The organism is Halomonas sp. N3-2A (assembly GCF_002216165.1).
Taxonomy (GTDB): domain Bacteria; phylum Pseudomonadota; class Gammaproteobacteria; order Pseudomonadales; family Halomonadaceae; genus Vreelandella.
The window spans coordinates 3,013,691-3,039,419 of record NZ_CP022286.1 but is presented as its reverse complement, the minus strand read 5'-3'; the positions used below and the strand labels follow the sequence as shown (position 1 = coordinate 3,039,419).

Here is a 25,729-nt window from a genome sequence, read left to right as displayed (position 1 = left end):
CCTTAACGGTTCACCAGCAGGGCATTCAAGGTGACTGGTACATGCTCGTCAATCTCCTGATAGCCCAGCAACGACAGCACGGTTCGCACCGTGCTGTTGGCCATCAGCGCGCGGCCATCCATCGCCATCGGTTCAGCATGGGTAACACGCACCTCGTTCAGCCCTTCGCGGGTAAAGCGCAGCGGCACCGACTCTTCCTGGTTGATCAAATCGGTTTGTACCCGAAAGGTAAGCGTTTCTACCATGGATTCACCAATATCCAAGCCATCTAACCGCTCCGGTGGCATTTGCGCGACCAGTGTGACTAGCGTTGTATTGGCAAGTAAGCCCACCCACGGCGGCAAATCACCAAAGCGAGTCAGCAAATCCGTTTGGCTCAAACGCAACGGCAGGCGCAGGGTGCCATCGGCAGAGATATCACCCTGCAAATTGTTCACCTGATGGTGATGGGTTTGCGGAGCATTGCCATCTAATTGAGTAATAGACGCCTGCACCTGCGACTGACCAGGATCTAGCTGCCAATCCGCATGAACCGGCACCGCCAACAATAGCGGGATAAGAGCAATCAAAGCTTTCACAGCACGTCTCCGCATTAGGAACTCACTACCAGACCCCACGCTTTTCAATAAGTGCCCCTAAAAAATTGCTGCTATCACCACAAGATAGCACCGTAAGGGGTAGCCTCGCCCGAACACATTCGCTATTATATGCACGCTTTACGGGCCTATAGCTCAGTTGGTTAGAGCAGGGGACTCATAATCCCTTGGTCGTAGGTTCAAGTCCTACTGGGCCCACCATTTTTCAATAACTTATCTTCGCTTTATTTCTTCCTAGCTGTACTTTTTCTTCTAAGTGTCCATAAAGTGTCCGCGCATGTTTAAGCGTTCGACGTTGTTGGCATTTTCTTGCGCCGCAGTTCTCATTGCTCCTTGAACCGTGAGATTGATTCTTTCGTTCTTGCGGCCATTATTATAGGTGCTCCCTTACAGTCGTTGTGGCGGGGCTCCCTCTGGGCTCAATAGGTGGTCTTGCAGGCTAGGCAGGTCTACCGGTGCCGAGCCGCACGAACTCACTCTGCACGCCACATTCCAAGCACGCGATGGGAGCGGGCACACTCACCTGGAAGTGCATTCGTCGTCGGTGGATTTGGAGGGCCTTACTTTATAACCCAGTAGGTTAATAATGCCAGCAGCGAGATCCATCGTTAAAAAACTCAGTGTCAGGCGCTTGATAGCTTCATCAACACCAATCCTGAAACAATAAGAATCATAGCAATGATTCTTGATGCACTAACCGGCTCAGCCAAAAAGGCAATTCCGACTAGAAACGCCCCGACAGCCCCTATTCCAGTCCAGATCGTATAGGCCGTTCCGAGCGGAATAGTTCGCATGGCAACGGCTAACAGCCAGAAGCTGGCCACCATCGCTGAGATTGTGATGAGTGATGGTATGAGCCGACTGAAGCCATGTGACTGCTTCATTGTGTAAGCCCATACAACTTCAAGAACACCGGCAACGAGAAGATAGAACCAAGGCATTGACCCCTCCGGAATCTAACGGGGCCAGGTCGTCCTGGTCATTATTGCCCAAGGATGGGGGAGGTCGTCCTCCTTTGAAGAGGTCTATATTAGCTCGCGAGAAGCAGTTGATCCACCGGGTTTTTCGTTGAGGAATGTTGTGACAACCATCTGACTGGCATCGCCGGGGTCATTCAGCTTATGTAGAAAGGTGTATCATTAATGTTCGGCAGGCAAACCAATGGTATGAGCAATCAATGACCCACACGCTTAGGTTTATCTATCAACTTGTCTCATGGGGTTGCATCGTATTGGCTTGGACTAACGGTGCTATTTTGTTGTGGGATGGTTGTACTAACGGACAGTCCCGAGTCATCACTTTCGCGGTCGCGCTGCTGTTTGGCGTTATTGGTGGCATCGTTCTTGGCGTGGAAAGAAGTTTGAGTCGAATCTACCGGTGCTCCACTAAGGCTTCCAAAGAGCTTCTGGATTCAGCCCCCGCCAGTTCTTGGACATTGCTTTACGTGTGTCTCATTGCAGGAGTGTTCCTCCTTGCTCTGGTAATGGGAAGCGGTTTGTTCGCGATCATCGGAAGGCTGCAGCAAGGGTTTCATATCTTCGGATGAGTACTAATGCAGACGTGTTCGATGCTTGAAATTTCCAACAAAGAAAATGCTGAGCAAGGCTCTGCACCGGATGGCAATGCCGCTGTGTTCCATTGCTGGCGGTGAGCTTAAAAGTTGTATTAATGTTGGCTAAAAATACCGTTCCTGACTGAGGCTGTGTAACAGCTTATAAGTCAGCGGCGATGAAAGTGTCCAGTCGCCTTGGCGCAACTATCGGCTAACAATCATTTCAGAATGCCTTCATTGATTACTCCCGCATCTCTAGCTGTTTTAGATTGCTACGGAACATTCGCTTAAGAGCGTGATTGGCTTGCGTCGTTGTCGTTATTGTTCATGCAAATAAAAATCCGTATCATTCGTCTTACTATAACGATACTTCTCCTCATGCCTGTGAGACCTTCCTATGCTCCCTACGTCCATGTCGTTTTCTGCCGCGCCGCTGACTGCGGCGGTTCGCCGCTCGTTGGTGGTGTCGCTGGGTGGAATGCTCAGCGTTGCGCCATTGGCGGCGCTTGCTCAAGAAGAGCGAGTTGCTAACGATCCTGTTGTGGTAACCGCAACTGCCTTGAAAGTGGATACGCCGCTGGTGGAAACGCCGCGCCCTGTATCCAGCGTTGATCGTGAGGAGTTGGAAGCCCGAAACGTCCAGCAACTAGATGAAACCTTCCGTTATCGTGCAGGCGTGCTCTCGGGGCATTTCGGCAGTGATAACAACACCGACTGGTTCAAGGTGCGTGGGTTTGATCAGTCCACTTACCAAGATGGCCTGCGGATCTATCGTGAAGGCTTCTACCAATGGCTGCCGGAGCCATTTGGCTTGGAGCGGGTGGATGTGTTCAAAGGTCCATCCTCTATCCTTTACGGCGAAGCGCCTCCTGGAGGCTTGATTAATGCGGTTAGCAAGCGCCCAACAGAAACGCCTCAGGGTGAGGTGAATGTACAGTTTGGCAATCGCGATCATCGCCAAGTGGGCATTGATACCAGTGGCCCGGTAGGCGAGAGTGACAATGTTCGTTACCGTTTGGTCGGCCTTTATAAAGAACGTGACGGTGATCTGAACGCGACTAACAACGAGCGTTACTACTTTGCGCCGAGTTTGGCGGTGGATGTTAGCGACGATACAACGGTTACTTTTTTGGCCAGCGTGCAGAAAGATGACGGTGTTCCAGTCAACTCCTTCAAGCTGCCCTATGGTACGGTGCAAGACACCCCCTTTGGCCGTGTCGACCCCCAAACCAACCTGAGTGAGCCGGGTTACGATAAGGATAACCGCACCCAGTGGGCGTTAGGCTATGAACTACGCCATCAGCTTAATGATACGTGGCGCTTCGAGCAGGATTTACGCTACAGTGAGTTGGATTTAGAGCTGCGCAGTACGTACGCCTTCTTTATGGCTGATGAACGTCAAGCGGCACGCGGGCATGTGTATCGCGATGGCACCATTGATAGTTTGACGGTTGATAACCGTATGGTGGGCACTTGGTACACCGATCGTACAGAAAATACCCTGCTGTTGGGGGCGGATTATCAGAACCTTGGGGTGAGTGGCCAAGAAGCTGATCCGTTCCCCTTCGGCGATCCTATCGATATCTTCAACCCCACCTATGGCAACTTTACGCCCGTAGGGGCGGATGATTTGTTAACCCGCGAAATTGATAAAGAGCAAACCGGCTTGTACGCCCAAAACCAGCTGCGTATTGATGACCGTTGGGTGCTTTTAGGTGGGGTTCGCTATGACCAGGCGGATACCGAAAACAGGAATGTTACCGCGGGAACAACGCAACGCTCAGACGATGACCAAGTATCCTGGTCTGGTGGTGCGATGTATTTAGGGGAAAACGGTGTTAACCCCTATATCAGTTATACCGAATCTTTTGACCCGTTAGGTCGAGTGGACAGCGATGGTGATCTTTACGAGCCCCGCGAAGGTCGCCAGTGGGAAGCTGGGGTCAAAGTCGCGCCCTTTGGCTGGGACGGCTATGTCACGGCCGCAGTATTTGACCTGCAAGAGAGCAATACGCTGATCAACTCGCCGAGTGGCTTCCAGGTGCAAGAGGGGGAACGAACTTCTCAGGGCTTTGAGTTGGAAGGGGTTGGTTACCTAACGGATGACTTAAAAGTGACGGCGGCTTATACCTATACCGATTCCCGCCTTGAAGATGATCAACGTGCGCCCTTGATCCCGCGTCACCAGGCGTCAACCTGGTTGGACTATGCCTTTACCGGCGGCGCCTTGAAGGGCGTTACCTTAGGTGGTGGTGTGCGTTATGTGGGTAGCACGATAGACACCAGTGTGGCAGATAACACTGCCGTGGGTAGCTACACGCTGGTCGATACGATGGTGGGCTATGAGCTTGCTGATGGTTGGCAGGCTCAATTGAACGTTAATAACCTCACCGATAAAGAGTACGTAGCGAGCTGTGAATATTGGTGCTACTACGGTGAGTCTCGCAGTGTCATTGGCAGCGTGAGGTATCGTTGGTAACGCTTGGTTTTCCGCCACTGCTCCGTTAGCTGTGTGGTGTCAGCACACGGGCATACAGCGCACAATCTTCGCTATAGCAAGTGCAAGACGCTTCGATCAGGCCGGGGCGATCCAGGATGATGATTTCACCACGGTGGTAACGAATTAGGCCGCGCGTTTGCAGGGCAATTGCTGCCAGCGTAATCCCTGCCCGTCGCACGCCTAGCATCATGGCCAAGAACTCGTGGGTTAGCTGCAATCTATCTGATTTGGCGCGGTCTTGGGTCATTAGCAGCCAGCGGGCAAGGCGTTCCTCAATCCGGTGAAAATGGATGCAGGCCGCTGAGTTCGCTAGCTGATTAATGACGACGTAAAGGTACCGTTTTAGCCGCAAATGCAATACTGGGCACTCTACCAACAGCCGTTGAAAACTAGCAGCGCTGATACGCAGTGCTCCCCCAGCTCCCTGAACAACTGCGAGCAGAGGCGCTTCTTGGATACCGAGCATCAGTGAGAGACCAAGCATGCCTTCACGTCCCGTCATCGCCACTTCAAGGCGGCTATCCCCATGAAGAATAACGATCTGTGAAATGAAACTGGTGATGGGGAAGTAGGCGTGGGTGACTGTATCGGTAGCGCGGTAAAGTTCTTCGCCAAACGTAAGCGACACAGTCTCGCAACTGGCCATCAAAGCGTCTTGCTCAGCAGTGGGTAGATCAGCAAGAAGTTGATTGGCATCAGCAGCGTGAAAAATAGACGTCATGTGCCTCTCCGGTTGAAAGAACCTGGCAAACGGCACAATGAAGATCGCGATCATTTTGATGTCGGCTGCAGATGTACCATCTTCTGTTTTTAATGGTACATACACATATTAACACTGAGGTGAATTAAGTGTCGGCACGCTAGCGTACATAGCGCGTTAGTGCTTTTGGCATTATATTAGCGGCTTCACTTATGTTGCTCACATAACGTCATGGTGCTTGAGTAGCCGATCATACTCGCGTTTGACCACTGAGTAGCACTCGCAGACCCGTGCTTCCAACCCAAGACGGTCGATGACTTTGATATGCCCACGGTAGTATGAGATCAAGCCAGCCCTTTGAAGTTTACCCGCTGACTCGGTGACTCCCTCGCGACGCACGCCTAGCATATTGGCAATTAATTCCTGGGTCATCACCAGTTCATTTCCTGGCAGCCGATCAATGCTGAGCAGCAGCCAGCGGCATAGCTGTTGGTCGACGCTGTGGTGACGGTTGCATACCGCTGTCTGCGCCATCTGGGTCAGTAAGGCCTGGGTATAGCGAAGCAGTAGTCTCTGCATGGCACCGGCGCGGTAGAACTCGTTTTTGAGCAGCTGTCCCTTAAGCCGATAAGCATGTCCTGCGCTCTGCACGATCGCTCGGCTAGGGGTGGTTTCACCTCCCATAAAGAGCGAGACGCCTACAATTCCCTCGTAGCCGACTATAGCGATCTCCGTCGAGGCGCCGTTCTCCATCACGCATAGCAGCGAGACGATGGAATCCAGCGGAAAGTAGACATGACTCATCTGCTGACCAGGTTCACTAAGTGATTGACCCAATGTCAGCGTCACTTTTTCAAGGTGAGGCAGCAGATTCGTGAGATCATTTTGGGGAAGTAAACCAAGCAACGCATTTTGCTTGAAATTATTCGGTTCAAGCATTGAATATCCTCATTATCCTAAGCTTAGATGCAGCTTTCTTTAGCCGCCGCTTCTACAAGGGAGCCCTTGTGGATGTGCGCCCTCCAGCCGATAGACATTCTCCTTTCAAGTATAGAGCGCCTTGAGACAATCTCTGTACGCTATCGCACATAGGACTGATTTGTGGGCATGAGTGTCGCCAATTTTAATTTAAATAACTTGCTGCTTGTGTTCGCTAGCGCACAGTGAATTATTTATCTACCGCCTAATGTCACTATCAGTGTGGCAAGGGATATGCCTGAACAGGATGTTGCACTGTGCGCTGCAAGGAAAGCAGCGCCGACCTTACCCTTGGGCAAGGCTACACATGGATAAAAACGTCATGCTGTACGGTGGTCACCAAAACAATAATGCCCAGACGACAGAAAATGATGCCGAGCAAGGTGCCGACGAGCGGTTGCGAAGTGTCGAGAATGCCCTGCAAGTAGAAAGGGATTGGGCTAAAGCAACACTAAATTCAATCGGTGATGCTGTTTTGACGACCGATTTGAGCGCCAGGATTACCTATCTGAACTGCGTTGCTGAAGTGTTAACCGGTTGGACAAGTTTAGAGGCGCTTGGTAAACCAATTGATCAGGTCTTGAAACTCGTTCATATCCAAACTTACGAGCCCGTGCCTAACCCAGCGCTAAGAGCGATAGAAGAAAATCGCACGGTAGGGTTGGCTCTGGACTGTGTGCTGATTCGCCAGGATGGTAGCCAGCTAGAGATAGAAGATTCGGCGGCTCCTATTCATGATAGCCATGGTGTTACGGTAGGGGCGGTGATTGTATTTCATGATGCCAAGCACTCTTTAACACGCGCAGAGCAACTAGCCTATCAGGCCCACTATGATGCGCTAACCAAGCTGCCTAATCGTTTTCTATTTGCAGAACACTTTGCTCGCGCTATCCGTCTAGCAAAACGGCACGACCATTATTTCGCACTGCTATATTTAGATATCGATAACTTTAAGTTCATCAATGATTCACTTGGCCATACTGTTGGCGACAGTTTGTTGCAGCTCGTCGCTAACTGTCTCAGTGAATGCGTACGTGCTACAGACTCCGTGTCCCGACAGGGTGGGGATGAGTTTATAGTGCTGCTTAGTGAAATTGAAAAACTAAACGATGCTGCCAGAGTGGCAAAAAAAATCCTTCGGGCATTAGCGATACCATGCTGTCTTGGTCACTATAAACTAGGCATTAGTGTCAGTATCGGGATCAGCCTCTATCCTGATCATGGGGCAGATGAACATAGTTTGCTCGAGAATGCCGACACCGCTATGTATCGTGCAAAGAAAAGCGGTCGAAACCAATACCAAGTATTTAGTCACGATATGAGAAACAACAGCGGACAATACAATCATAAAGAACGTTGAACTCGTCTAGCTATCCATTCGATTAGAATTCACTAGACTCAAGCGTTACGCTCACGCTCGTGTGGCGTTGTGTGCCTGGGAGCTGGTTATGACACGATTTTATCGCCGTTTTAGTGTGGTGTTGCCACTTGCGTTGCCCGTTTTGCTACTTAGCTCAATGGTTTATGCGGATACTCCGCAGACGAGTGCTTCGGTATTAAGTGCTGAAGCTTCTGACCCGAACCAGTTAGGCTGGATGCAGGGCTTCCCACCTGCGCCGGAGCAGTTGATTGGCCAGCCAGACTCCAACTACTTTAGTTTCCCCAAAATGCGCTGGACGGTGTGTCACTTTCGCGAGCTATTGCCTACTAAGCAGGTCAGCCGTGGCTTGGGCGCACCTGCTCCTTTGCCCTATGCATTAGATGACGCGATAAACGCTGTCACCTTCACTCCGATTGACGCTAGTGAGCCTATGTCGTGGCAGGCGTCGCTAAATGAAAACTACACCGATGGTCTGCTGATTCTTCACCAAGGCCAGGTGGTGTATGAGACTTACTCAGGCTGTTTGGATGAAACTGGCCAGCACGGCGCTATGTCGGTGACTAAATCCATGACCGGCTTGCTAGGTGAGATTTTGGTGGCAGAAGGAGTGTTGGATGAGCAGGCAATCGTGGGCGCTATACTGCCGGAACTTGCCGACAGTGCTTTTGGTAATGCCACGGTGAAGCAACTGCTTGAAATGACCACAGGCCTTGCTTACAGCGAAGATTACAGTGACCCCAACGCTGAGATCTGGGCCTACAATGCAGCGGCAAGCCCGCTTCCCAAACCAGACGATTACACTGGGCCGCGTACCTATTATGAGTATCTCGCAACGGTGCAACCGGAAGGGGAACATGGGCAAGTCTTTGGCTATAAAACGATTAATACCGATGCACTTGGCTGGGTGATCGCGCGCACGACGGGTGAATCGGTGGCGTCACTGTTGTCATCGCGTCTTTGGCAGCGGTTAGGCATGGAGCAGGATGCTTACTTTACCGTGGACTCTATTGGCACGCCGTTCGCAGGGGGCGGTTTGAGCGCTGGCCTTCGGGATTTGGCCAGAGTCGGCCAGTTGGTGCTTAATGAAGGCGTAATGAATGGTGAGCGGCTATTTCCTGCCGCAGCCGTTGAGCGCATTCGGGAAGGCGGCGACAGGCAAGCGTTTGACGCCGCGGGATACCGTTATTTACCGGGCGGTAGCTACCGCGGCATGTGGTGGTCTCTGCATAACGAGCATGGCGCCTTTGCCGCAAGAGGAGTGCATGGACAAACCATTTATATTGACCCCACCGCTGAGATGGTCATTGTGCGTTTTGCATCGCACCCGGTGGCAGGAAATGCAGCTAATGACCCTACCTCACTCCCCGCCTATCAGGCTGTTGCAGAGTATTTGATGGAAAAAGCGGCTATGACACCTTAGAAATACGCCAAACGCTGCTGTATATATCTGCATAAGGTTATTTTTTCTTGAGATTAAAACTAAAAACTCCGGTTTGAATTAGTTACAAACCGGAGTTTTCTACGTGTTTAGCTTATTGGAAAGCTAAAAGCTTGAGGTGATTTTAGGCGATCAAGTTACGGGTACACTGCGTTGATGAGTGGTTGTTTGTTCGGCGTTATCTGCTGGTGAGGTTCTCCAAATGGCAATATTGGCATAGCCGTAGAAGATAGCGATTACCAGTACAAGCATGTGATACCAAAGGAATGGCAGGTAGCTCAGTGTCGAAACGCCAAGGGTTGCGGCCATAAATACACCGCCGTCTGTCCATGGCACCATAGGGGTTGTAATAGTACCGCCCGCTTCTGCGTTACGAGAGAGAACGCGACGATCAATCCCCTGTTTGTCGTAGTTCTTCTCAGTTATCGTGCTGGCGGTAATGAGCGAGACATAGGCTGCGCCACCAAAGAAGTTACCGAAGAAGCCACCCAACATGGTTGAAAGGGTAAGTCGACCTGGATTGTTGGCCCAGCTGAGAAACCCCTGGCTGATAGCCTGTAGAATGCCGACCCGTTCCATTAAACCGCCTAGACCAAGCGCGAAAAGGATGAGGGCAACGACACCCAACATAGACTCTATTCCGCCACGGTTAAGAAGGGTGTTGAGAAACGCTTCATCAGACTGCATTGCATTGCCGGAATAGGCGGTTTGGATCGCATCAACCGGACTCATGTCCTGCACTAGCCAAGCACAGATGCTGCCGAGGAGCGCACCTAATGTGATGACAGGGATGGCTGGCAAGCGACGAGTCAATAGGATAATAACCACGACCGCTGGAAGCAGCAGCCAAGGCGTTATTGTGAAGTGACTTTCCAGTGCCTGCATAGCCGCTGCTGCTTGAGATGTGTCTGCTGTGTCGCTGATATAGAAAAAACCAACGGTGATGAACAGTATCGACGCGATGATAACCGCAGGCCCGCTAACCCACATCATCGAGCGAATATGGTCTATAAGATTCACCTTACACAGTGACGCAGTCATCACTGTTGTATCGGAAAGCGGCGACATTTTGTCACCTACGTACGCGCCTGATATCACGGCACCAGCAACCAGTGGTAGCGGAATACCAAAGCTGTGGCCGATACCCATCATCGCTACCCCAGCCGTTCCCACCGTACCAAAGGAAGTGCCGGTAGCTAGAGACGTTAAGGAGCAGATAATAAAAGCTGCGAAAAGGAAAATCTGTGGGTTCATCACTGACAGGCCGTAATAAATAATGCTCGGTACGATACCGCCTGCAATCCAAGTGCCAATCAGTGCCCCCACGGTAGTGAGCACCAAAACGGCCTCCATGCCATTATGAATACCTTTAATAAGCCCTTCCTGCATGTTTTCGTAGGAAAGCTTAAGCTTTAAGCCCAGCCCCATAATCAAAAACCAAGAGGCGAACAAGGCAAGTTGTATCGGGAGTTCAAGTAAGCTGATACTGACAAACATGATGGCTATAAAGCCGAACATGATGGCAAAAACCTCTATCATGTTAGGCAGTCTTACGAGACCTTTTGGGGAAGACATAATAGCTCCTATGACGTTGTTCTTAGGGTTGGGGTGTCGCGTGCTAGGAAAATCGGCTTAGCCGATAGGGGGATAAATCAATGGGCAGTTGAGCTTGTTGGTTTTCTTGCTTGGCCAGCTGGCTAATAATCTCGGCGGTAATAGCGGCTTGAGTGAGGCCAAGGTGATGGTGCCCGAAAGCTAGTAGGACTCTGCCACTTTTAACGCTATCGATAATAGGGAGTGAGTCGGGTAGCGAGGGGCGAAAGCCCATCCAAGTTTTGGCTTCGGTAGTATCCAAGTCGTTTTTGAAGAGCCCTTGGCTGAGTTTGTGCAGTTGCCAAGCGCGTTGCATATTGGCTGGTCGATGGAGTCCTGCAAATTCGACAGTGCCTGCCAATCGTAATCCCTCATCCATGGGCGTCATGATGAAACGACGCTCCAACGAGGTAACCGCCATAGGCAGCCGATGCCGTTCATGAGGCAGCATCAGGTGATAGCCCCTCTCCGTATCAAGAGGAACTTTAGTACCCGTTAGTGTGGCAGTGAGATGGGCAGAATGAGCTCCACATGAAATAACAACTTTGCCGGCCGTGAAGGAGGACGAACTCGCGGTCTTCAGCATCACACCGTGGCCATGGTCTTGGCCTGATATGACGTTTTCTTGTCTAAACTGCACTCCATTGGCTTTAGCAGCGGATACGAGTAAGTCGACGATCTGTGAGGGATTAATCGTATGTGCGGTGTCAGGGAAGAATAGCCCGCCTTTAATGCTGTCTGACAATTGAGGAGCAATGTCTTTAATTGCACTGCCTTGCCAGTATTCCACGGCTACTTGCTGGTCGGTCATCCTTGTGTGAAGTGCTGCTAACTCTTCGGCAGCGCTATCCTTTTCATAAACCAGGAGAGACCCGTCTTCTTTTAGCAGATGCCTGCTATCTATGGTGTCAAGCAGCCGACGCCAAGCATCCAGACTATTTTCATTGAGAGCACGGATACCTGCCACACTGGCTTGATAAGGAGCCTTGCGTAGATTCCAAAGTAACCGAGTGAACCAGGGTAGGGCCTTGGGAACATAGCGCCAATCCAAGCGTAGCGGCCCCATTGGGTCCAGTAGCATTTTGGGTAATCGCTTCACAATGGCTGCATCGGCAATAGGAAAAACCTGCTCCGTTGCCATATGGCCCGCGTTGCCAAACGAGGCACCCATACCCGGATGCTGGTGGCTGTCCAGCACCAAAACACGCAAGCCTTGTTGGCTCAAGGATAGGGCGCAAGCGCTACCTACCACTCCTGCACCGATAACGATGACATCGGCATCCTCGTTAGAGCCGCTACTCTTCGTGCTTCGTGGATTCATGAAGCTTCCTTAATTCTATTTTTTGTAGATTGTATAAAATATATCTCAGGTATATGAATCGGATCAATACCGTCAACGACAAATATTGATAAGAAATGGCAGGAGAGGAGCGCCTTGCGATGGCGAGGGGGCAAGCAGCGAGCGGTAAAAATGGAACTACCTAGTAGTTCAATGGTGCTTATGGAGTGGAAACGATCGGAACAGGGACTGATCCGCCAAAACTATTCGAATAGCCGGAAGACGCTAGTGTTAGCTAGCCGAAGTATATGAAGAGGGGAAGTGGTGCTAGACGTAGTATTGATAACTTAAGCAGAAGAGAGGGGAGAGGCAACTATGGTTGGAGTCGGGTAGTTAAAGTGGCACTTATGCTTCAAAGTGCCTCTGCTTGGTTGGAACGCTCTCCAAGTACCGCGATAATGCTTCCACAGGCGTCTTCAATGTGGGTTTTAAGCAGCTGGCAGGCATTGTCGGTGTCGCGTTGGCGCGCTAGCTCCAGCAACTCATGGTGTTCCTTTTCAGCTTTTGTGATCTCTTGGGAGTAGACGAGCTGCATGCGGATATAGCGATCTGATTTAGTATTTAACTGATGAATGATAGCGAGCGTTTCTGGAAGCTCGGCTGGCGCATAAAGTGCCAAATGGAAGGCATAGTTGTACTCACTCCAATTGTCGACTTCGCCACCGCGATTTAGAGCGTCGTCATATTTGCGCAGTATATCCTCAGCTTTATCGAGGTCTGCTTCAGTGAGGTTATCAATGGCATGCTTAAGTACATAGGTCTCAAGCAGAATCCGTAGCTCGAAAAGTTCTCGAATTTTGCTAACGGAAAGCTCGGTGGTAAAAGCGCCACGGTGAGCATAAAACTCCACTAGCCCTTCTGATTCGAGGGTTAGCAAGGCCTCCCTGACAGGGATACGGCTGACATCATAGTCGCTGGCTAGGGCGTCCTGACGAAGTTGAGTACCGCCCTTGAACTCACCGCCAAGGATACGTTTGCGTAAGTCGTCGGCGACGAAGTGTGCTCGTGTTTTGAATGTCGCCATGGTTTACGTCCATCCTGAAAGTTAATTTGCACATTTTATACAAACCTATATAGATGTCCATGGCTGGTAGTTGAATGGTTGATAGTTGAATGGTCGGTAGCTGAACCGTTGAACCATTGATCAGCTCGCATGGCTCAATGCATGATGCGCCGCTCTCCCCAGAGGAGAGCGGCTCAAACTCCTATTGATCAGCCTTCACGTTCTCCATTAACCAGGCGCTTAAGTGACAGTGGGTTGCTATGCTGCAATGCCTCTGGCAAAAGTGCATCCGGTAGATCTTGATAACAAATAGGACGTAAAAAGCGAACAATAGCTGCGGTACCTACAGATGTGGTGCGCGAGTCCGACGTTGCTGGGAAAGGGCCACCATGGACCATGGCATCGCAAACTTCGACGCCTGTTGGCCAGCCATTGACGAGTAGCCGACCCGCTTTACGTTCCAAAATGGGCAGCAGGTTGCGAGCAACTTCCTGATCGGCATCCTCCAGTTGAAGAGTGGCGGTCAACTGGCCTTCAAGCGCCTCCGCAACGCGCTGAACCTCGTTCTGGTCTTGGCATTCCACTACCAGCGACAACGCGCCAAAAACTTCTTCCTGCAGTGTTTTCTCAGCTAGAAAATGAGCCGCAGAGGTTACATAAAGAGCCGTTTGGCATTGGTTTGGGCCAGCTCCTTTTTGACCGCAAGCTACTTCGTGAACTTTACCTGTCGAGGTAAGGGCTTGCACACCGTTGGTATAGGCTTGATGAATGCCGGGCGTAAGCATGGTTTGAGCGCTGCTGCTCTCGACCGCTTGACGTGCCGCTGCAATGAACGCGTCTAGCCCCTTAGACTTTACAGCAATGACTAACCCAGGATTAGTACAAAACTGGCCAGCTCCCATATTCAACGAGCTAATGAATTCTGCCCCCATGCTGGCACCACGTGACTCCAGCGCCGCTGGTAGAGGGAATACTGGATTGATGGAACTCATTTCAGCATAGAAAGGGATTGGCTCAGGGCGCAACTGCGCCGTTTTCCAAAGTGCCAAGCCGCCGCTGCGGGAGCCAGTAAACCCGGCCGCTTTGATGTAAGGGTGCGCAACCAATGCCTGCCCAACCTCACGGCCAGAGCCGAAAATTAGCGAAAATACGCCTTCGGGAAGATCACACCGCTTGACGGCAGTTTGAATCGCACGTCCTACTAATTCGCTGGTTCCTGGATGTGCAGAGTGAGCCTTGACGACCACGGGGCATCCCGCCGCTAACGCTGATGCGGTATCGCCGCCGGCGACGGAGAAAGCCAGTGGAAAATTGCTTGCACCAAAAACAGCGACTGGGCCAAGCGCGATATGGCGTTGACGCAAATCGGCGCGCGGCATGGGCTGACGATTAGGCATGGCCGGGTCAATTCGAACATCTAGCCATTCACCATTGCGTAGGGTTTTTGCAAATAGCCGTAGTTGGTTACAAGTTCGTCCTTGCTCCCCTTGAATCCTGGCTTGAGGAAGGCCAGATTCGGCCACTGCTCGGTTAATCAGTGTTTCTCCGAGCGCTTCTATCTCATCTGCAATGGTTTCGAGAAACTGTGCCCGTGCTTCCAGCTGCGTTTCGCGGTAGCTGTCAAATGAGCGCCAAGCTAACTCGCAGGCCCTTTCTACCTCTGCCTGGGAGCCACCTAAATAAGCAGGTTCAAGACGTTCATTATTCGCTGGATTGATTGCGTAAATGGCGTCACGAGAGCCCTGTACTGCTTGTTGGCCAATCAGCATTTTGCCTTGCAATGTCATGCTCGTCTCCGTCGTTAGAATAACGCGAATGGTCGGTAAGAAAAGAGCCGTCATAATCGCGCTAGGCGTGACAACTCCTGATATAGAGATTCTGGAATTGAAATACCTTCTTTTTGAGTGCGTTGCCGTGCCGTATATCGTCGTTGCGAAGGTAAGCGGGCGCCCTGGGCTATGATCGACGAGAATAGATCTTCAGCTCGGGCCATATAATCCTCGAGCGTACTTCCCAGGAAGCGTTCAGGATCCATAGCGAGTATGAGTTCGCCGTGATAGGGGGAAGCTCCGGCACCATCGTCATATGCCAGCGATTCAGCGCTGGTTAAGTCACCGATGAGTGGGCCAGCAATAAGCTCAATCATGATCGATAAGGCAGAGCCTTTATGGCCGCCAAAGGTAAGGAGCGCGCCGTCTAATACGTCAGCAGGGTTTTGGCTATGCTGCCCTAAACGATCGATACCCCAGCCCTCAGGAATCGGTTTATTTTCACGGTGATGGAGTTCGATATCACCGCGAGCAATGGCACTGGTAGCAAAGTCGAAGATAAATGGTGGCTGACCATTAGGGCGCGGCCAGCCAAAGGCCAACGGGTTTGTACCCAGTAATGGGCGATTGCCCCCAGCGGGGGCCACCCAGGCATGGCTGGGGTTACAGGCCAGCGCTACCAGCCCCTGGTCTGTGATAGCTTCAATCTCAACCCATAAGGCTGAAAAATGTACGCAGTGATTAATGGCAAGCGCAGCAATTCCTTGCTCACGCGCTTTTGCCGTTAAAATGGGTAAGCCAGCCTCGAAGGCAAGTTGCGAAAAGCCTCCTTTGGCATCAACCCGTACGATGCCTGGGGCGTGATCGTGCACTTCTGGCTGAGCATTGGCGACCACTTTCCCTGCCGCTAGCGTTTTAACGCAGTTGAGTAAACGGTACAGGCCATGTGAATGGCACTCGTCGCGTTGCCCCGCTATCACGGCTTGAGATAGGGCGTGTGTCTGTTCTTGATTGAAGCCCTGGGCGTTGAGCACTGCTTTTGCCAGTACCTCGGCTTCCTCCAGACTCATACGGTGCATGAGTAACTCCTAGCAAAGAGAGTTTGCTCCAGCACATTAGCTGTGCTGGAGCAGTCGGCTGCTAAGCGGCAAAAAATTGTGTACCACTGAGCCTTAGATGTTCTCTAAGGAAGCAGACCAATTGGCATACCAGGTACGGAACAAGGCGTATTGAGATTCCACATAGTGACGCTGGGCATCGCTCAGAGTGTCAGTTTCATTGAAGTGGAGGGAGTACTCGGAGTCCCCGTTGAGTACCATTAAGTGTTTGTAATAGAGAACTAAGTCGCCGCCCTCATCGAAGGAGGAAAGAACTCCCAGCGCTTCCTCAAGCTCTTTGGCTAAACGGCGTGCTTCGACATTACCTTGCGCAGCTTTTTTACTAAGAGCGACGAGCTGGAGCACCTCGCGGGGGAGAGCATTGCCAATGCCGGTGATGGCACCGGTGGCGCCACAGTTGACGAAACCATGGTAGACAGTCGTGTCTACACCTACCATCAAGGTGACATCGTCATCCTGGGAGGTAATGTTTTCCGCAGCGTAGCGTAGGTCATCGGCACCGCCAAACTCTTTGAAGCCGATTAGGTTTGGGTAACGATGACGCAGCTCAAAGAAGAGGTCTGCACGCGTCGCGAAGCCGTAGTAGGGGCTGTTATAAATGACGGCGGGCAGCTTAGGCGCTGCTTCTAAAATGGCTGAGAAATGAGCTTTTTGTGCCGCTACTGAGGTGCCCCGTGAGAGCACGCGCGGAATAACCATCAGACCATGGGCTCCCACTTTAGCAGCGTGAGCTGCATGGGATACGGCCTCTTTGGTATTTACTGCGCCGGTGCCCACGATGGTTGGTATGCCTGCTTGAACTAAACGGGCGACGCCTTCTTGGCGCTGTGCTTCGCTTAACAGTGGCCAATCGCCCATAGAGCCGCAGTACACGACGCCACTCATACCGATATCTATTAACTCACGACCTTTAGCAACCAGAGCATCGAAGTCCGGTTGACGGTCCGCATTACAGGGGGTCATTAACGCAGGAATGCAGCCTGTAAAAATGTTATCGCTCATTGTTTTTCCTTTCGGTTGGTGTTGTCAGTACTCACATCAGCACCGAGTTGATAGTGGAGTAATCGGTGCTGCTTGGTTAATGAAGAATCAGGGCGAGTGAGTCGCGTGCTTACACGTCAGAAATGCCCCAGGCAAACGGATCCTGTTCATCAATAAGTAGGGTGGCATCTGCACTTAGGTAGGCTCGCCCCTTGATATAGGGACGAATGCAGTTGCCTTCCCATTCATAGTGTCCTTCGAACTGGCTGCCACAAATACTGGCTTGTACCCAGGTCTCTCCTGGCGATAATTTTCCATCTGCCGCTAGGCAAGCCAGTTTGGCGCTAGTGCCGGTACCACAAGGGGAGCGGTCATACGCTTTGCCGGGGCAAAGCACAAAGTTACGACTATCGGCTGCCTCGTCCTCTGTGAAGAGCTCAATATGATCGATTAGCCCGCCGTCCTCGCCAGTAATCGAGGCCGCTTCGAGTGCCTGGCGTACGGCCCAGGTGAATTCGGTTAGCTTTTCGGTGTTATCAAGCGTTAGCGATTGACCATGCTGACTGATAAGGAAGAACCAGTTGCCTCCCCAAGCGATATCCCCATGCAGGAGTCCATATCCAGGCACTTCAACAGGGACTTGCTGACGATAGCGATAAGAAAGGACATTCCGGACAGTAACGGCACCGTCGTTGTGAAGAGTTGCACTAATAGGACCAACGGGAGTGTCTATTTTATGGGCGCCGGGTTCTATAAGGCCTTGATAATGCAAGGATGCTACGAGCCCGATAGTGCCGTGACCGCACATACCCAGATACCCCGAGTTGTTGAAGAAGATGACCCCGCAAGTGGCATCTGGTGACTCCGGCGCACAATAAAGCGCTCCCACCAACACATCATGCCCTCGTGGCTCCAACATGCAGGCGCGCCGCCATTGATCATGAGAAGTACGCAGCGCTTCACATTTTTCTGCCATGGTTGCGCCAGGCAGAGTTGGGAATCCCTTCATTACCAGCCGTGTGGGTTCACCTGCTGTATGAGAGTCGATGATATGCACTCGTTTCATGGAACACCTGTGATTGTTTTGTCCTGGTGATCAACGCTGGCGCTACAGCGGATGTCAGCATCAATTGGTAGTTTTTATATTTTATACAATCTTTGAGGGCATTTGAAAAGCGTCACGTAAAAAAACGCTATCTTTTAATAAGAGCCAGTAAGGGAAAGGTAGGTAGCGGTGCTTACTTCAGGGCGCCTGATAGAGCTAATCTCTCTGGGTGTGTGGGCCTGAAGCGATCAATAATAGTGTTCGCTACGTGGATCGTTAGCTGATAGGGCTCATCAAGCGCATAAGCTGGGGAGTGTTAGAGAGTTCGATGTTGTCGCCGATAGGAGGCTCAGGCTAGGTGGAAGCCCTTCAGCATGAACGCCTTACAGAGAATAGCTGGCTTACAGACGGTGCTGGAAGTTATGAAATAGTGCTGAGCGCAAGTGAGAGAGTAACTCTTCTACTCAAATGTTTCGTCAAATCTGATTGCTTAATTAGTTACTCGTTCTAGGCGCTATTACCCGCCAAACAGTACTTTCCTTGGGCCCTTTCTCAAGGTCGGCGCAGGTGTCAATTCGCATGATGGGGACTGCTTGGCAGCGCACGCTGAGTTGGCCGTTAGCGTTTCCCCGTTGCCACTGCCAGCGTATCAGGCGTTCTTGCTCACTGCCGCTATCGTCCAGCAGCGTTAGCTGAGGTTGGTGTTGATCCGTACTTAGTTGTGTACTTAGGTGAGTCAGGGCGGCTAATTCTGCACACTGTTGGGCGGGGGTGAGTTGTGAGTTGCCCCGGTAGCCAGGCAAGTAGCGTTGGCCGTTCGCTTCTGCTTGCAGGAAGGGCAGTGCTTGCGCCGGGGTAATGCGTCCGTATTTGCGCACCTTGGGCAGCAAAATCAAACTGGCTGCTAGGCGGCAGCCACCCAGATGGCTACTTTCCCAAGCCTCAAACGGTAGCTGGTGGTCAGCAATCGTTTGAGCCAGCGCCTTATAGGTTTGGTAGCCGTACTTGGCGCAGCATTTGTCTTTTGTGCCGTGGGTGCAGCAGAGCAGTAGGTCTTTTTCTAGCGGTGGCTGTTCCCACTCTGCCAGGCTGTTGCCTGTTTGCAGAGCGCTTAAAAAGTCTTCTAAGTGATGGCGGGCAATCAGAAAGCGCCGTCGTTCTGGCATCAGAAATACTTGGTGCTGATGTTTATCCATTCCCGGTTGCTGAATCAGGTTAATACGTAGGCCGCTATCGGCAATGTCGTCTAGTGTCTGTTTCAGCGTGTCGTTCATGTCGCTGGCATGGCGCAACTTGCGCAGCCACTTTGCGCGCGGCCAACTGATTAATAGATTGCGTTCGGCATGGGCAGCGCTCCCGGCTAATGGATCATTCTGTTCACGGCTGAGGTCGGCGCAGAAAGTATGCTTCATAGGGCGATATGCTCTTCCGAGTCGGTGTGCTGTTGTTGGGTGTTAGCCGTGAACTTATGGGGAACGCACACTGGGCTGTTGCTTACCGGGTCGTGAAGTACGTGGGCATCCAGATCGAAAACGCGCTTAAGATTGGCGGCGGTAAATATTTCGCTAGGCGTGCCGCTGGTGATGATCTTTCCATCTCGCATCATGATTAACTGGTCAGCGTAGGCGGCGGCTAGATTCAGATCGTGAAGCACTAGTAGTAGTGTGCGGCCATGCTCATGGGCCAAACGTGACAATAGCGCCAGTAAGTCGACCTGCACCTTGAGATCCAGAAAAGTAGTGGGTTCATCCAGCAGGATCAGATCCGTTTGCTGAGCCAGCACCATAGCAATCCAGCAGCGCTGGCGCTGCCCACCGGAAAGGGCGTCAACGTTGCGCTCAGCGAACTCGGTCACGTTGGTGTAGGCCATGGCTTCGCGAATTGCGCGGGCATCCTGTTCGGCATTTTTTTGCCACATTCGCTGATGCGGAAAACGCCCCATTCCGACCAGCTGTTGCACACTCAGCCCCTCAGGGGCGACCGGCCCCTGGGGAAGAATACCAAGTCGTTGAGCGACTTCCCGCGTATTACTACGGTGAATATCTTTGCCATCCAGATAAACGTGCCCAGCGCTTGGCGTGAGTGTACGCGCCAGCGTTTTTAACAGCGTGGATTTGCCACTACCGTTCGGCCCTAAAAGGACCGTTAGCTTGCCTTCCTGTATGCCGATATCGACACCGTCTAGCACGCGCTTGTCTTCATAACCAGCATGAAGGCTTTCACCTCTAAGCCGAGGTGTAAGGCAGGAAGAGAGTGTCATGGGAAGGATCGCCTGCATGATCTAAGCAGCCAGCACCGTAAGACAAAATATTCTCATTTTCAAATCTTTGTCCCAGCTGTGTACATTTCGATAAATCGAACGACGTGTTTCGTTGATGAAGCCATGTTGGTAATATATGCACAAGTTAATCGTTATCATTTAGATGTGCATTGTCTTTTGGGCGACTCACTCACTGCAAGGGAAAATAAGCGGATGTCGATAAAAAAACGCCACGTGTTTTGGCCAACAGTAACGCTTGCTGGGTTGGTAGCGGCTACCCAGGCACATGCTCAGTCGCCAGCAATCGCTGAAGCACAAGGTGAGCGAGGAGACGCGAATCAAACGGTGGTGGTGACGGCTTCCCGCACCAATTCCTCAAAAGAGGATTCTCCTCAAACGGTGCGTGTTATCACCGAGGAGGAGATCAGCCAACAGTTACAGCTAACCAGCGATTCATCGCAGATTTTAAGTAACCTGCTGCCCTCATACTCCCCCAGCCGCCAAAAGATGACTGGTAGCGGTGAAACCCTTCGTGGGCGTAAGCCGTTGATTCTGATTGACGGTATTCCGCAGTCGAATCCTCTGCGCCCAACGGGTCGTGAAGCACACACGATCGACTTTTCCATGGTTGAGCAGATCGAGGTGATTCAAGGGGCTAATGCCACTAATGGGGTGGGAGCGGCAGGCGGCGTGATTAACTTGATCACTAAACGTCCCGAGCCGGGTTCGCTTAATCAGCATGCTGAGGTTCAGATAACGACTCCCACTAGTGAGTTAGATAGCGATACGCTCAGCTATAAAACTAGCTATGGGGTCAGTGGTAATCGCGGTGATGTGGATTATCTGTTTTCGGCCAGCCTAGAAGATCAGGGGCTATTCCTGGATGGAAATAGTGATCCTGTGGGTGTGGACAATACCCAGGGCGACCTGATGGACTCTCGCAGTTTCAATATTTTAGGTAAGCTGGCTTACTGGATTGACGACGATCAACGCCTGCAATTTACCCTCAATCACTACAATATTGAGGGCCACAATAATTATGTGAGCGTAACGGGAGATCGTGCCAATGGTGTGGTAACGACGTCTGAGCGTGGCACTCCCGAGGGAGATGCCCCCTATAACCGAGTTTGGACCACAGGGCTAAGTTACGATCATTATGACTTGGCGGGGATGCGTTTAAGTGCCCAGATGTTCTATCAGGATTATGAAGCGCTGTTTGGAGCAACCAACTCAGCGACTTTCCAGGATCCTGCGATTGCCCCAGTGGGATCTTTTTACGACCAATCCATGGCATCAACGAGCAAGTTTGGTACTAAAGTCTCGCTGACTAAAGATGATCTACTGAACGATCGACTCTCCTTAACGGGCGGTTTTGATACGCTGTTTGATGAAACCGAACAGTACCTATATCAGTCCGACCGTACCTATGTGCCGCCAACAGAGTACACCGATCTTTCGCCTTTCATTCAGGCTGAGTTTAGACCCGTGGATTCACTGCTGCTATCAGCTGGCGCGCGCTATGAGTACGCCAAGCTAAAGATCAATGACTATCAGACGGTGGCGGCTAACAATAGTGTTGATGTTGCCGGTGGTAACCCCAGTTTCAATGAAACGCTCTATAACGTCGGCGCAGTGTGGAAACCTGTGGATCATTGGAGCCTGTTTGCCAATTACTCTGAAGGTTTTTCTATTCCTGATGTAGGTCGAGCATTGAGGGGCATTAGTACCCCTAATCAATCGGTTAATAGCATTGAGAACCTAAGTCCGATCGTTACCGACAATACCGAGACAGGCGTTCGCTTTGAGAATGGCCGCTTAGCCGCTGAGCTTAGTTATTACGAATCCTCCTCCGACTTCGGTAGCCGACTCACGGAAGTCGACGACGTCTTTTATATGCAGCGTCAGGAGACTGAAATTAAGGGCTTTGAGGCCTCGGTAGATTATCAATTTACCGACCAACACACCGGCCGTTTGGCATACTCCCGCATGGAAGGGCGCTACGACAGTAATGACGATGGCAGTTTAGACGCCAAGCTGTCTGGGCTGGATGTCTCGCCAGATCGTCTGACGGCCAGTTGGTCTGCCAATTGGACAGATAACCTTTCCACCTTTGTGCAGGCTAACTACGCCTTCGATAAAACCTTCGACGAAGCCAATCGTGAGTTTGACGGCTATCTGTTGATGGATGCCGCCGTGGGCTACCAACTTCCCGTTGGACAGGTCAACGTCGGCATCGCTAACCTGCTTGATGAGCAGTACGTTAGCTATTACTCACAAAGTGCACTGGTGAACGACGAGCGCTATTTTGCCGGACGCGGTAGAACAGTGACCTTCGGTTATCGCGTCGATTTTTAACCCCAGTTCAGTAAGGACGGTAGCGCGCCTTGTGCAGCAAATACACAAAGAAGGGCGCGCCTATCCCGGCCACGAAAATACCGACGGGCAAGTCTTTGGGTAAAAAGGCTACGCGGCCTAATAAATCGGCGTTTAAAACGATCAAGGCCCCGACTAGCGCTGAGGTGGGCGCCAACCGTGCCAGGTTGCGCCCCACGAGCCTAGCCGCTAAGTGGGGCGCAATTAATCCCACAAAGCTTAACCCACCCGCAAACGCAACGGCGGCACCAGCTAATGCCACGCTGCAGGCCAGCAGTACTATTCGGCTGCGCAGAATAGGCACGCCAAGTCCTTCGGCTACATGGTCGCCCAGCGCCATGGCATCCGCATGCCGAGCGAAGACAAGGCTGATAGGCACTGCGACCAATATCCACGGCAATAGACCCCACACATCTTCCCATTGCGCCGCGTAAAGGCTGCCGGTAAGCCATACATAGGCCGTCATGGCCGCAGTGTCATCGCTAATGACGATTAATAAGGTAGTGGCAGCCCCCATGGCCGCTGCCAAGCCAATACCCACCAGTACCATACGTGCTGGGCTAATGCCGCTCTTCCACGCCAAACTGACGACCAGTAAAGCGGACACCAGCGCACCGAGCATGGCAGCAACGGGCAGCCAGCGAATGCTGAGGGTCGTGCTGAGCAGGGCTAAAAACAGCACTGCTGCTAGCGCCGCGCCGCTGGTAATGCCGATGACATCTGGCGATGCTAGCGGGTTACGCACAATGCTTTGCAGAATAGCACCTGCCACCGCTAAGGCGGCACCGACCAGTATCGCCAACACGATGCGAGGCAGTCTTAGCTCCCAAATAATAAAAGCGATATCGCTACTTTGAGGGGCAATCAACGTATGTAAAACCTGTAGAGGTGGCGTGGGAAAGCTACCCAAGCAGAGGGATACGCCGACGCTGAAGAAAAGCAGACAGCCTAACAGCAGCAGGCTGTTCAAGAGGCGGGCGCTTTTGCGTTCTGTCGTGTGATTGAGGGGGAGTGCTGTTGCTTGCGTCATTGGCCTGCCATCTTTTGTCGCGCCAGATAGATAAAGAAGGGCGTGCCAATAAGCGCGGTCATGACGCCGATAGGTACTTGCTGAGGTGGCATTAGAAACCGTGAAGCGACATCGGCCAGCAGTAGTAGGCAAGCGCCCAGTACCGCGCAAGCGGGTAGCAGCCAGCGGTGATCAATGCCAAATAGTCCCCGTGCCATGTGGGGTACAATTAATCCCACAAACCCAATCATGCCTGCCAGCGCCACAGAGCTACCTGCTAGCACAATCACGATCAGCCCTAGCAGCAGTTTGATGGTGGTGGCCTGCATGCCAAGCCCGGTGACCATGTCGTCTCCCAGCAGCAGCGCATTGGCGTGGCGTACCAGCAGTGCACTGAGTAGCAGTGCCCCGCCGAAGAGCGGCAGCAAGGGCATAACCACCGAGAGGTCGCGCCCTGAGACAGAGCCTGCCAGCCAGTAAAGAACGCTCTCAAAACTTTGTTGATCAATCACCAGCAGTCCCTGGCTAAATGATACAAACATTGCCGTGACCGCCACCCCTGCCAGCACAACGCGCAGTGGTGAAAGCTCGCCGTGGCGGCCCCGGCTAAGCAGCACAACAATGCTTGCGGCGACCAGTGCGCCCAATAGGGCTGCCCATACATAGTGAGCGGGGGTGTGAAGCGGCAGCAGTGAGACTGCGACCACCACAAAAAACATTGCGCCAGCGTTAATCCCCAAAATACCCGGCGATGCCAGTGGGTTGCGCGTCATGGTTTGCATCAGCGCACCTGCAATAGCTAAGCTGGCGCCTACTAGGGCGGCAATCACGGCACGGGGTAAGCGCTCAGCGAATAGAATGATGTGAGATACGTTGGCAGGGTCATAGTGGGTGAGTGAGTCGAACAGAGCGGATAGGGCAATCTCCGTCGTGCCTAACATCACGCTAGCGAAAAAAGCACCAAACGTTAGGACTGCCCCGATGACCAAGCCCATGCCTTTTGCAGCAGCGCTGTTTAGCATTGAAAGTGCTCCCCGCCGTGATCGATGGCGCAAACCTGATGTTGCTGGGCTCCAGGCTGTGGCAGCTTATAATGGTCATAAAGATCATCCAGCATAGCGTTGGCCGCCAGGATGCCACCGCCCATCATCCAACTGACGGGGTCGACTTCAAATACACGTCCGTTTTGCACCGCTGAAAGCCGCTGCCATAGTGGGTGAGCCGTCCAGCGCTGGTAATTATCCGTAATGGCAGGATCGTCCGGCTCTAGCAGCACAAACATAACATCGGCATTCAGGACAGGAATGTTCTCAGTGCTGGAAAGTTTCATTCCCCAGCCTTGGGTATGCAGCGTATCCGGCTGCTCGAAGCCAAGCTCATCTAAAATAGAGCCAGCAAAGCCGTGAGTATAGATGCGCACGTGGTCACTTTTAAAACGCACCACGGCCACTTTCTGAGGCCATTCACTGCCCAGCTCAGCGGCTATCTGCTGGCGAAAATCGCTTACTCGGTCATCCCAGAGCCTAAGCAACTGGCTGGCCTCTGTTTCGCGGCCAGTGGCATTGGCGATCATCGTCAACGTGGTTTTAAAGCCGAAAACGGTGTTAGTAGATGCCGTGGGTGCAATGGCTGCTAATAGCGGTGCTATTCGCGCATGGCGAAAGTCGCTGGCAATGACCAAGTCAGGATCGAGCCAGGCAATTTTTTCCAGGTTGGGCTGTGTTTCCAAACCGACATGCTCGACGCCTTCCAACGGTTCACGCAGGTAACGATACATCGGTTTTTCTAACCAGGAGTCGACGACACCAATCGGCTTAAGGCCCAGGGCGACAGCGCTATCGGTAGCACCTTGATAGAGCGTGACGATGCGTGGCGTCGATAACGGGGCGTGATTATCGTTCTGAGCAGCGCTTTGCAGCGGATTGGTTAGCACGAAAAAGGCTGTCAGCGCCGCGCATGCTAGTAGCAACACACGTCTCCAGGCCTTGCTGCAATGAGAGTGTATTGTTGGCATACGTGTCACAGGTAGCTAGACGTTTGAAAAGCAGAATGATGGCATGTGTCAAAAGCTAATGTAAAGCATTATCAAATATG

21 protein-coding genes and 1 tRNA gene are annotated in these 25,729 nt (G+C 52.0%); 6 read left to right on the top strand and 16 right to left on the bottom strand.

The features are described from left to right. Positions 1-2: 2 nt before the first annotated feature. Positions 3-578: a hypothetical protein gene (locus tag CEK60_RS14205; protein WP_232471388.1), complete on the bottom strand. Its 576-nt coding sequence runs from the start codon at positions 576-578 to the stop codon at positions 3-5. 142 nt (positions 579-720) lie between these two features. Here CEK60_RS14205 and CEK60_RS14200 point away from each other — a divergent pair. Then, positions 721-797, top strand: a tRNA-Ile gene (locus CEK60_RS14200). A 422-nt stretch (positions 798-1,219) separates the two neighbouring features. On the opposite strand, the gene CEK60_RS14195 is transcribed toward CEK60_RS14200, so the two are convergent. After that, positions 1,220-1,537, bottom strand: a complete 318-nt coding sequence (locus tag CEK60_RS14195; protein WP_089039584.1) for a DMT family transporter — start codon at positions 1,535-1,537, stop codon at positions 1,220-1,222. A gap of 236 nt (positions 1,538-1,773) precedes the next feature. Here CEK60_RS14195 and CEK60_RS14190 point away from each other — a divergent pair, with 236 nt between their 5' ends. Both CEK60_RS14190 and CEK60_RS14185 read left to right on the top strand, forming a co-directional pair. Next, the gene (locus tag CEK60_RS14190; RefSeq protein WP_089039583.1) at positions 1,774-2,142 is read left to right on the top strand and encodes a hypothetical protein; all 369 of its coding nucleotides are present in this window, start codon (positions 1,774-1,776) and stop codon (positions 2,140-2,142) included. A gap of 484 nt (positions 2,143-2,626) precedes the next feature. Next, positions 2,627-4,627 (top strand): TonB-dependent siderophore receptor, encoded by a 2,001-nt coding sequence (locus tag CEK60_RS14185; protein WP_089040932.1) that lies wholly within the window; start codon positions 2,627-2,629, stop codon positions 4,625-4,627. 25 nt (positions 4,628-4,652) lie between these two features. Here CEK60_RS14185 and CEK60_RS14180 read toward each other — a convergent pair whose 3' ends face one another. Both CEK60_RS14180 and CEK60_RS14175 read right to left on the bottom strand, forming a co-directional pair. Then, positions 4,653-5,369, bottom strand: a complete 717-nt coding sequence (locus CEK60_RS14180; protein WP_089039582.1) for a Crp/Fnr family transcriptional regulator — start codon at positions 5,367-5,369, stop codon at positions 4,653-4,655. A gap of 198 nt (positions 5,370-5,567) precedes the next feature. Continuing rightward, positions 5,568-6,287 (bottom strand): Crp/Fnr family transcriptional regulator, encoded by a 720-nt coding sequence (locus tag CEK60_RS14175; protein ID WP_089039581.1) that lies wholly within the window; start codon positions 6,285-6,287, stop codon positions 5,568-5,570. A gap of 346 nt (positions 6,288-6,633) precedes the next feature. On the opposite strand from CEK60_RS14175, the gene CEK60_RS14170 reads away from it, so the two are divergent. Further along, entirely contained in the window at positions 6,634-7,686 is a 1,053-nt protein-coding gene (locus CEK60_RS14170) for a diguanylate cyclase domain-containing protein (RefSeq protein ID WP_198361365.1), read from the top strand. Between the two features lie 88 nt (positions 7,687-7,774). Then, positions 7,775-9,127, top strand: coding sequence for a serine hydrolase domain-containing protein (locus tag CEK60_RS14165; protein ID WP_089039579.1), 1,353 nt, complete (start codon positions 7,775-7,777; stop codon positions 9,125-9,127). A gap of 150 nt (positions 9,128-9,277) precedes the next feature. Here CEK60_RS14165 and nhaC read toward each other — a convergent pair whose 3' ends face one another. The 9 genes from nhaC to CEK60_RS14120 all read right to left on the bottom strand — a co-directional run bounded on the left by nhaC (position 9,278) and on the right by CEK60_RS14120 (position 20,253). Then, positions 9,278-10,720 carry a Na+/H+ antiporter NhaC gene (gene nhaC, locus CEK60_RS14160; RefSeq protein ID WP_089039578.1) on the bottom strand — a complete coding sequence of 481 codons (1,443 nt, stop codon included), beginning with the start codon at positions 10,718-10,720 and terminating at the stop codon, positions 9,278-9,280. Between the two features lie 43 nt (positions 10,721-10,763). Continuing rightward, complete coding sequence (locus CEK60_RS14155) at positions 10,764-12,059, bottom strand: NAD(P)/FAD-dependent oxidoreductase (RefSeq protein ID WP_089039577.1); 1,296 nt, start codon at positions 12,057-12,059, stop codon at positions 10,764-10,766. 370 nt (positions 12,060-12,429) lie between these two features. Beyond that, the gene (locus tag CEK60_RS14150; RefSeq protein WP_089039576.1) at positions 12,430-13,101 is read right to left on the bottom strand and encodes a GntR family transcriptional regulator; all 672 of its coding nucleotides are present in this window, start codon (positions 13,099-13,101) and stop codon (positions 12,430-12,432) included. 188 nt (positions 13,102-13,289) lie between these two features. Next, complete coding sequence (locus tag CEK60_RS14145; protein ID WP_089039575.1) at positions 13,290-14,867, bottom strand: aldehyde dehydrogenase (NADP(+)); 1,578 nt, start codon at positions 14,865-14,867, stop codon at positions 13,290-13,292. A gap of 50 nt (positions 14,868-14,917) precedes the next feature. Beyond that, positions 14,918-15,928, bottom strand: coding sequence for an Ldh family oxidoreductase (locus tag CEK60_RS14140; RefSeq protein ID WP_089039574.1), 1,011 nt, complete (start codon positions 15,926-15,928; stop codon positions 14,918-14,920). A gap of 93 nt (positions 15,929-16,021) precedes the next feature. Beyond that, entirely contained in the window at positions 16,022-16,969 is a 948-nt protein-coding gene (locus CEK60_RS14135; protein ID WP_089039573.1) for a dihydrodipicolinate synthase family protein, read from the bottom strand. A 109-nt stretch (positions 16,970-17,078) separates the two neighbouring features. Beyond that, entirely contained in the window at positions 17,079-18,014 is a 936-nt protein-coding gene (locus CEK60_RS14130; RefSeq protein ID WP_089039572.1) for a 4-hydroxyproline epimerase, read from the bottom strand. A gap of 473 nt (positions 18,015-18,487) precedes the next feature. Then, positions 18,488-19,405 (bottom strand): sucrase ferredoxin, encoded by a 918-nt coding sequence (locus CEK60_RS14125; protein WP_089039571.1) that lies wholly within the window; start codon positions 19,403-19,405, stop codon positions 18,488-18,490. Then, on the bottom strand, positions 19,402-20,253 hold the full coding sequence (locus CEK60_RS14120; protein WP_089039570.1) for an ABC transporter ATP-binding protein: 852 nt from the start codon (positions 20,251-20,253) through the stop codon (positions 19,402-19,404). The genes CEK60_RS14125 and CEK60_RS14120 overlap by 4 nt, the downstream gene beginning before the upstream one ends. Positions 20,254-20,466: 213 nt before the next feature. Here CEK60_RS14120 and CEK60_RS14115 point away from each other — a divergent pair, with 213 nt between their 5' ends. After that, positions 20,467-22,608, top strand: a complete 2,142-nt coding sequence (locus CEK60_RS14115) for a TonB-dependent receptor (protein ID WP_089039569.1) — start codon at positions 20,467-20,469, stop codon at positions 22,606-22,608. Positions 22,609-22,615: 7 nt separating this feature from the next. Here the strand turns inward: CEK60_RS14115 and CEK60_RS14110 are convergent, their stop codons facing one another. Genes CEK60_RS14110 through CEK60_RS14100 form a run of 3 tightly spaced genes read right to left on the bottom strand, consistent with a single transcriptional unit; the run spans position 22,616 to position 25,649 of the window. Beyond that, a complete protein-coding gene (locus CEK60_RS14110; protein ID WP_089039568.1) occupies positions 22,616-23,656 on the bottom strand; it encodes a FecCD family ABC transporter permease in 1,041 nt (346 codons plus the stop codon). Beyond that, positions 23,653-24,657, bottom strand: a complete 1,005-nt coding sequence (locus CEK60_RS14105; RefSeq protein ID WP_089039567.1) for a FecCD family ABC transporter permease — start codon at positions 24,655-24,657, stop codon at positions 23,653-23,655. The genes CEK60_RS14110 and CEK60_RS14105 overlap by 4 nt, the downstream gene beginning before the upstream one ends. Beyond that, the gene (locus tag CEK60_RS14100) at positions 24,651-25,649 is read right to left on the bottom strand and encodes an ABC transporter substrate-binding protein (protein WP_089039566.1); all 999 of its coding nucleotides are present in this window, start codon (positions 25,647-25,649) and stop codon (positions 24,651-24,653) included. Before CEK60_RS14100 ends, CEK60_RS14105 begins: the two co-directional genes overlap by 7 nt. Positions 25,650-25,729 lie beyond the last annotated feature (80 nt).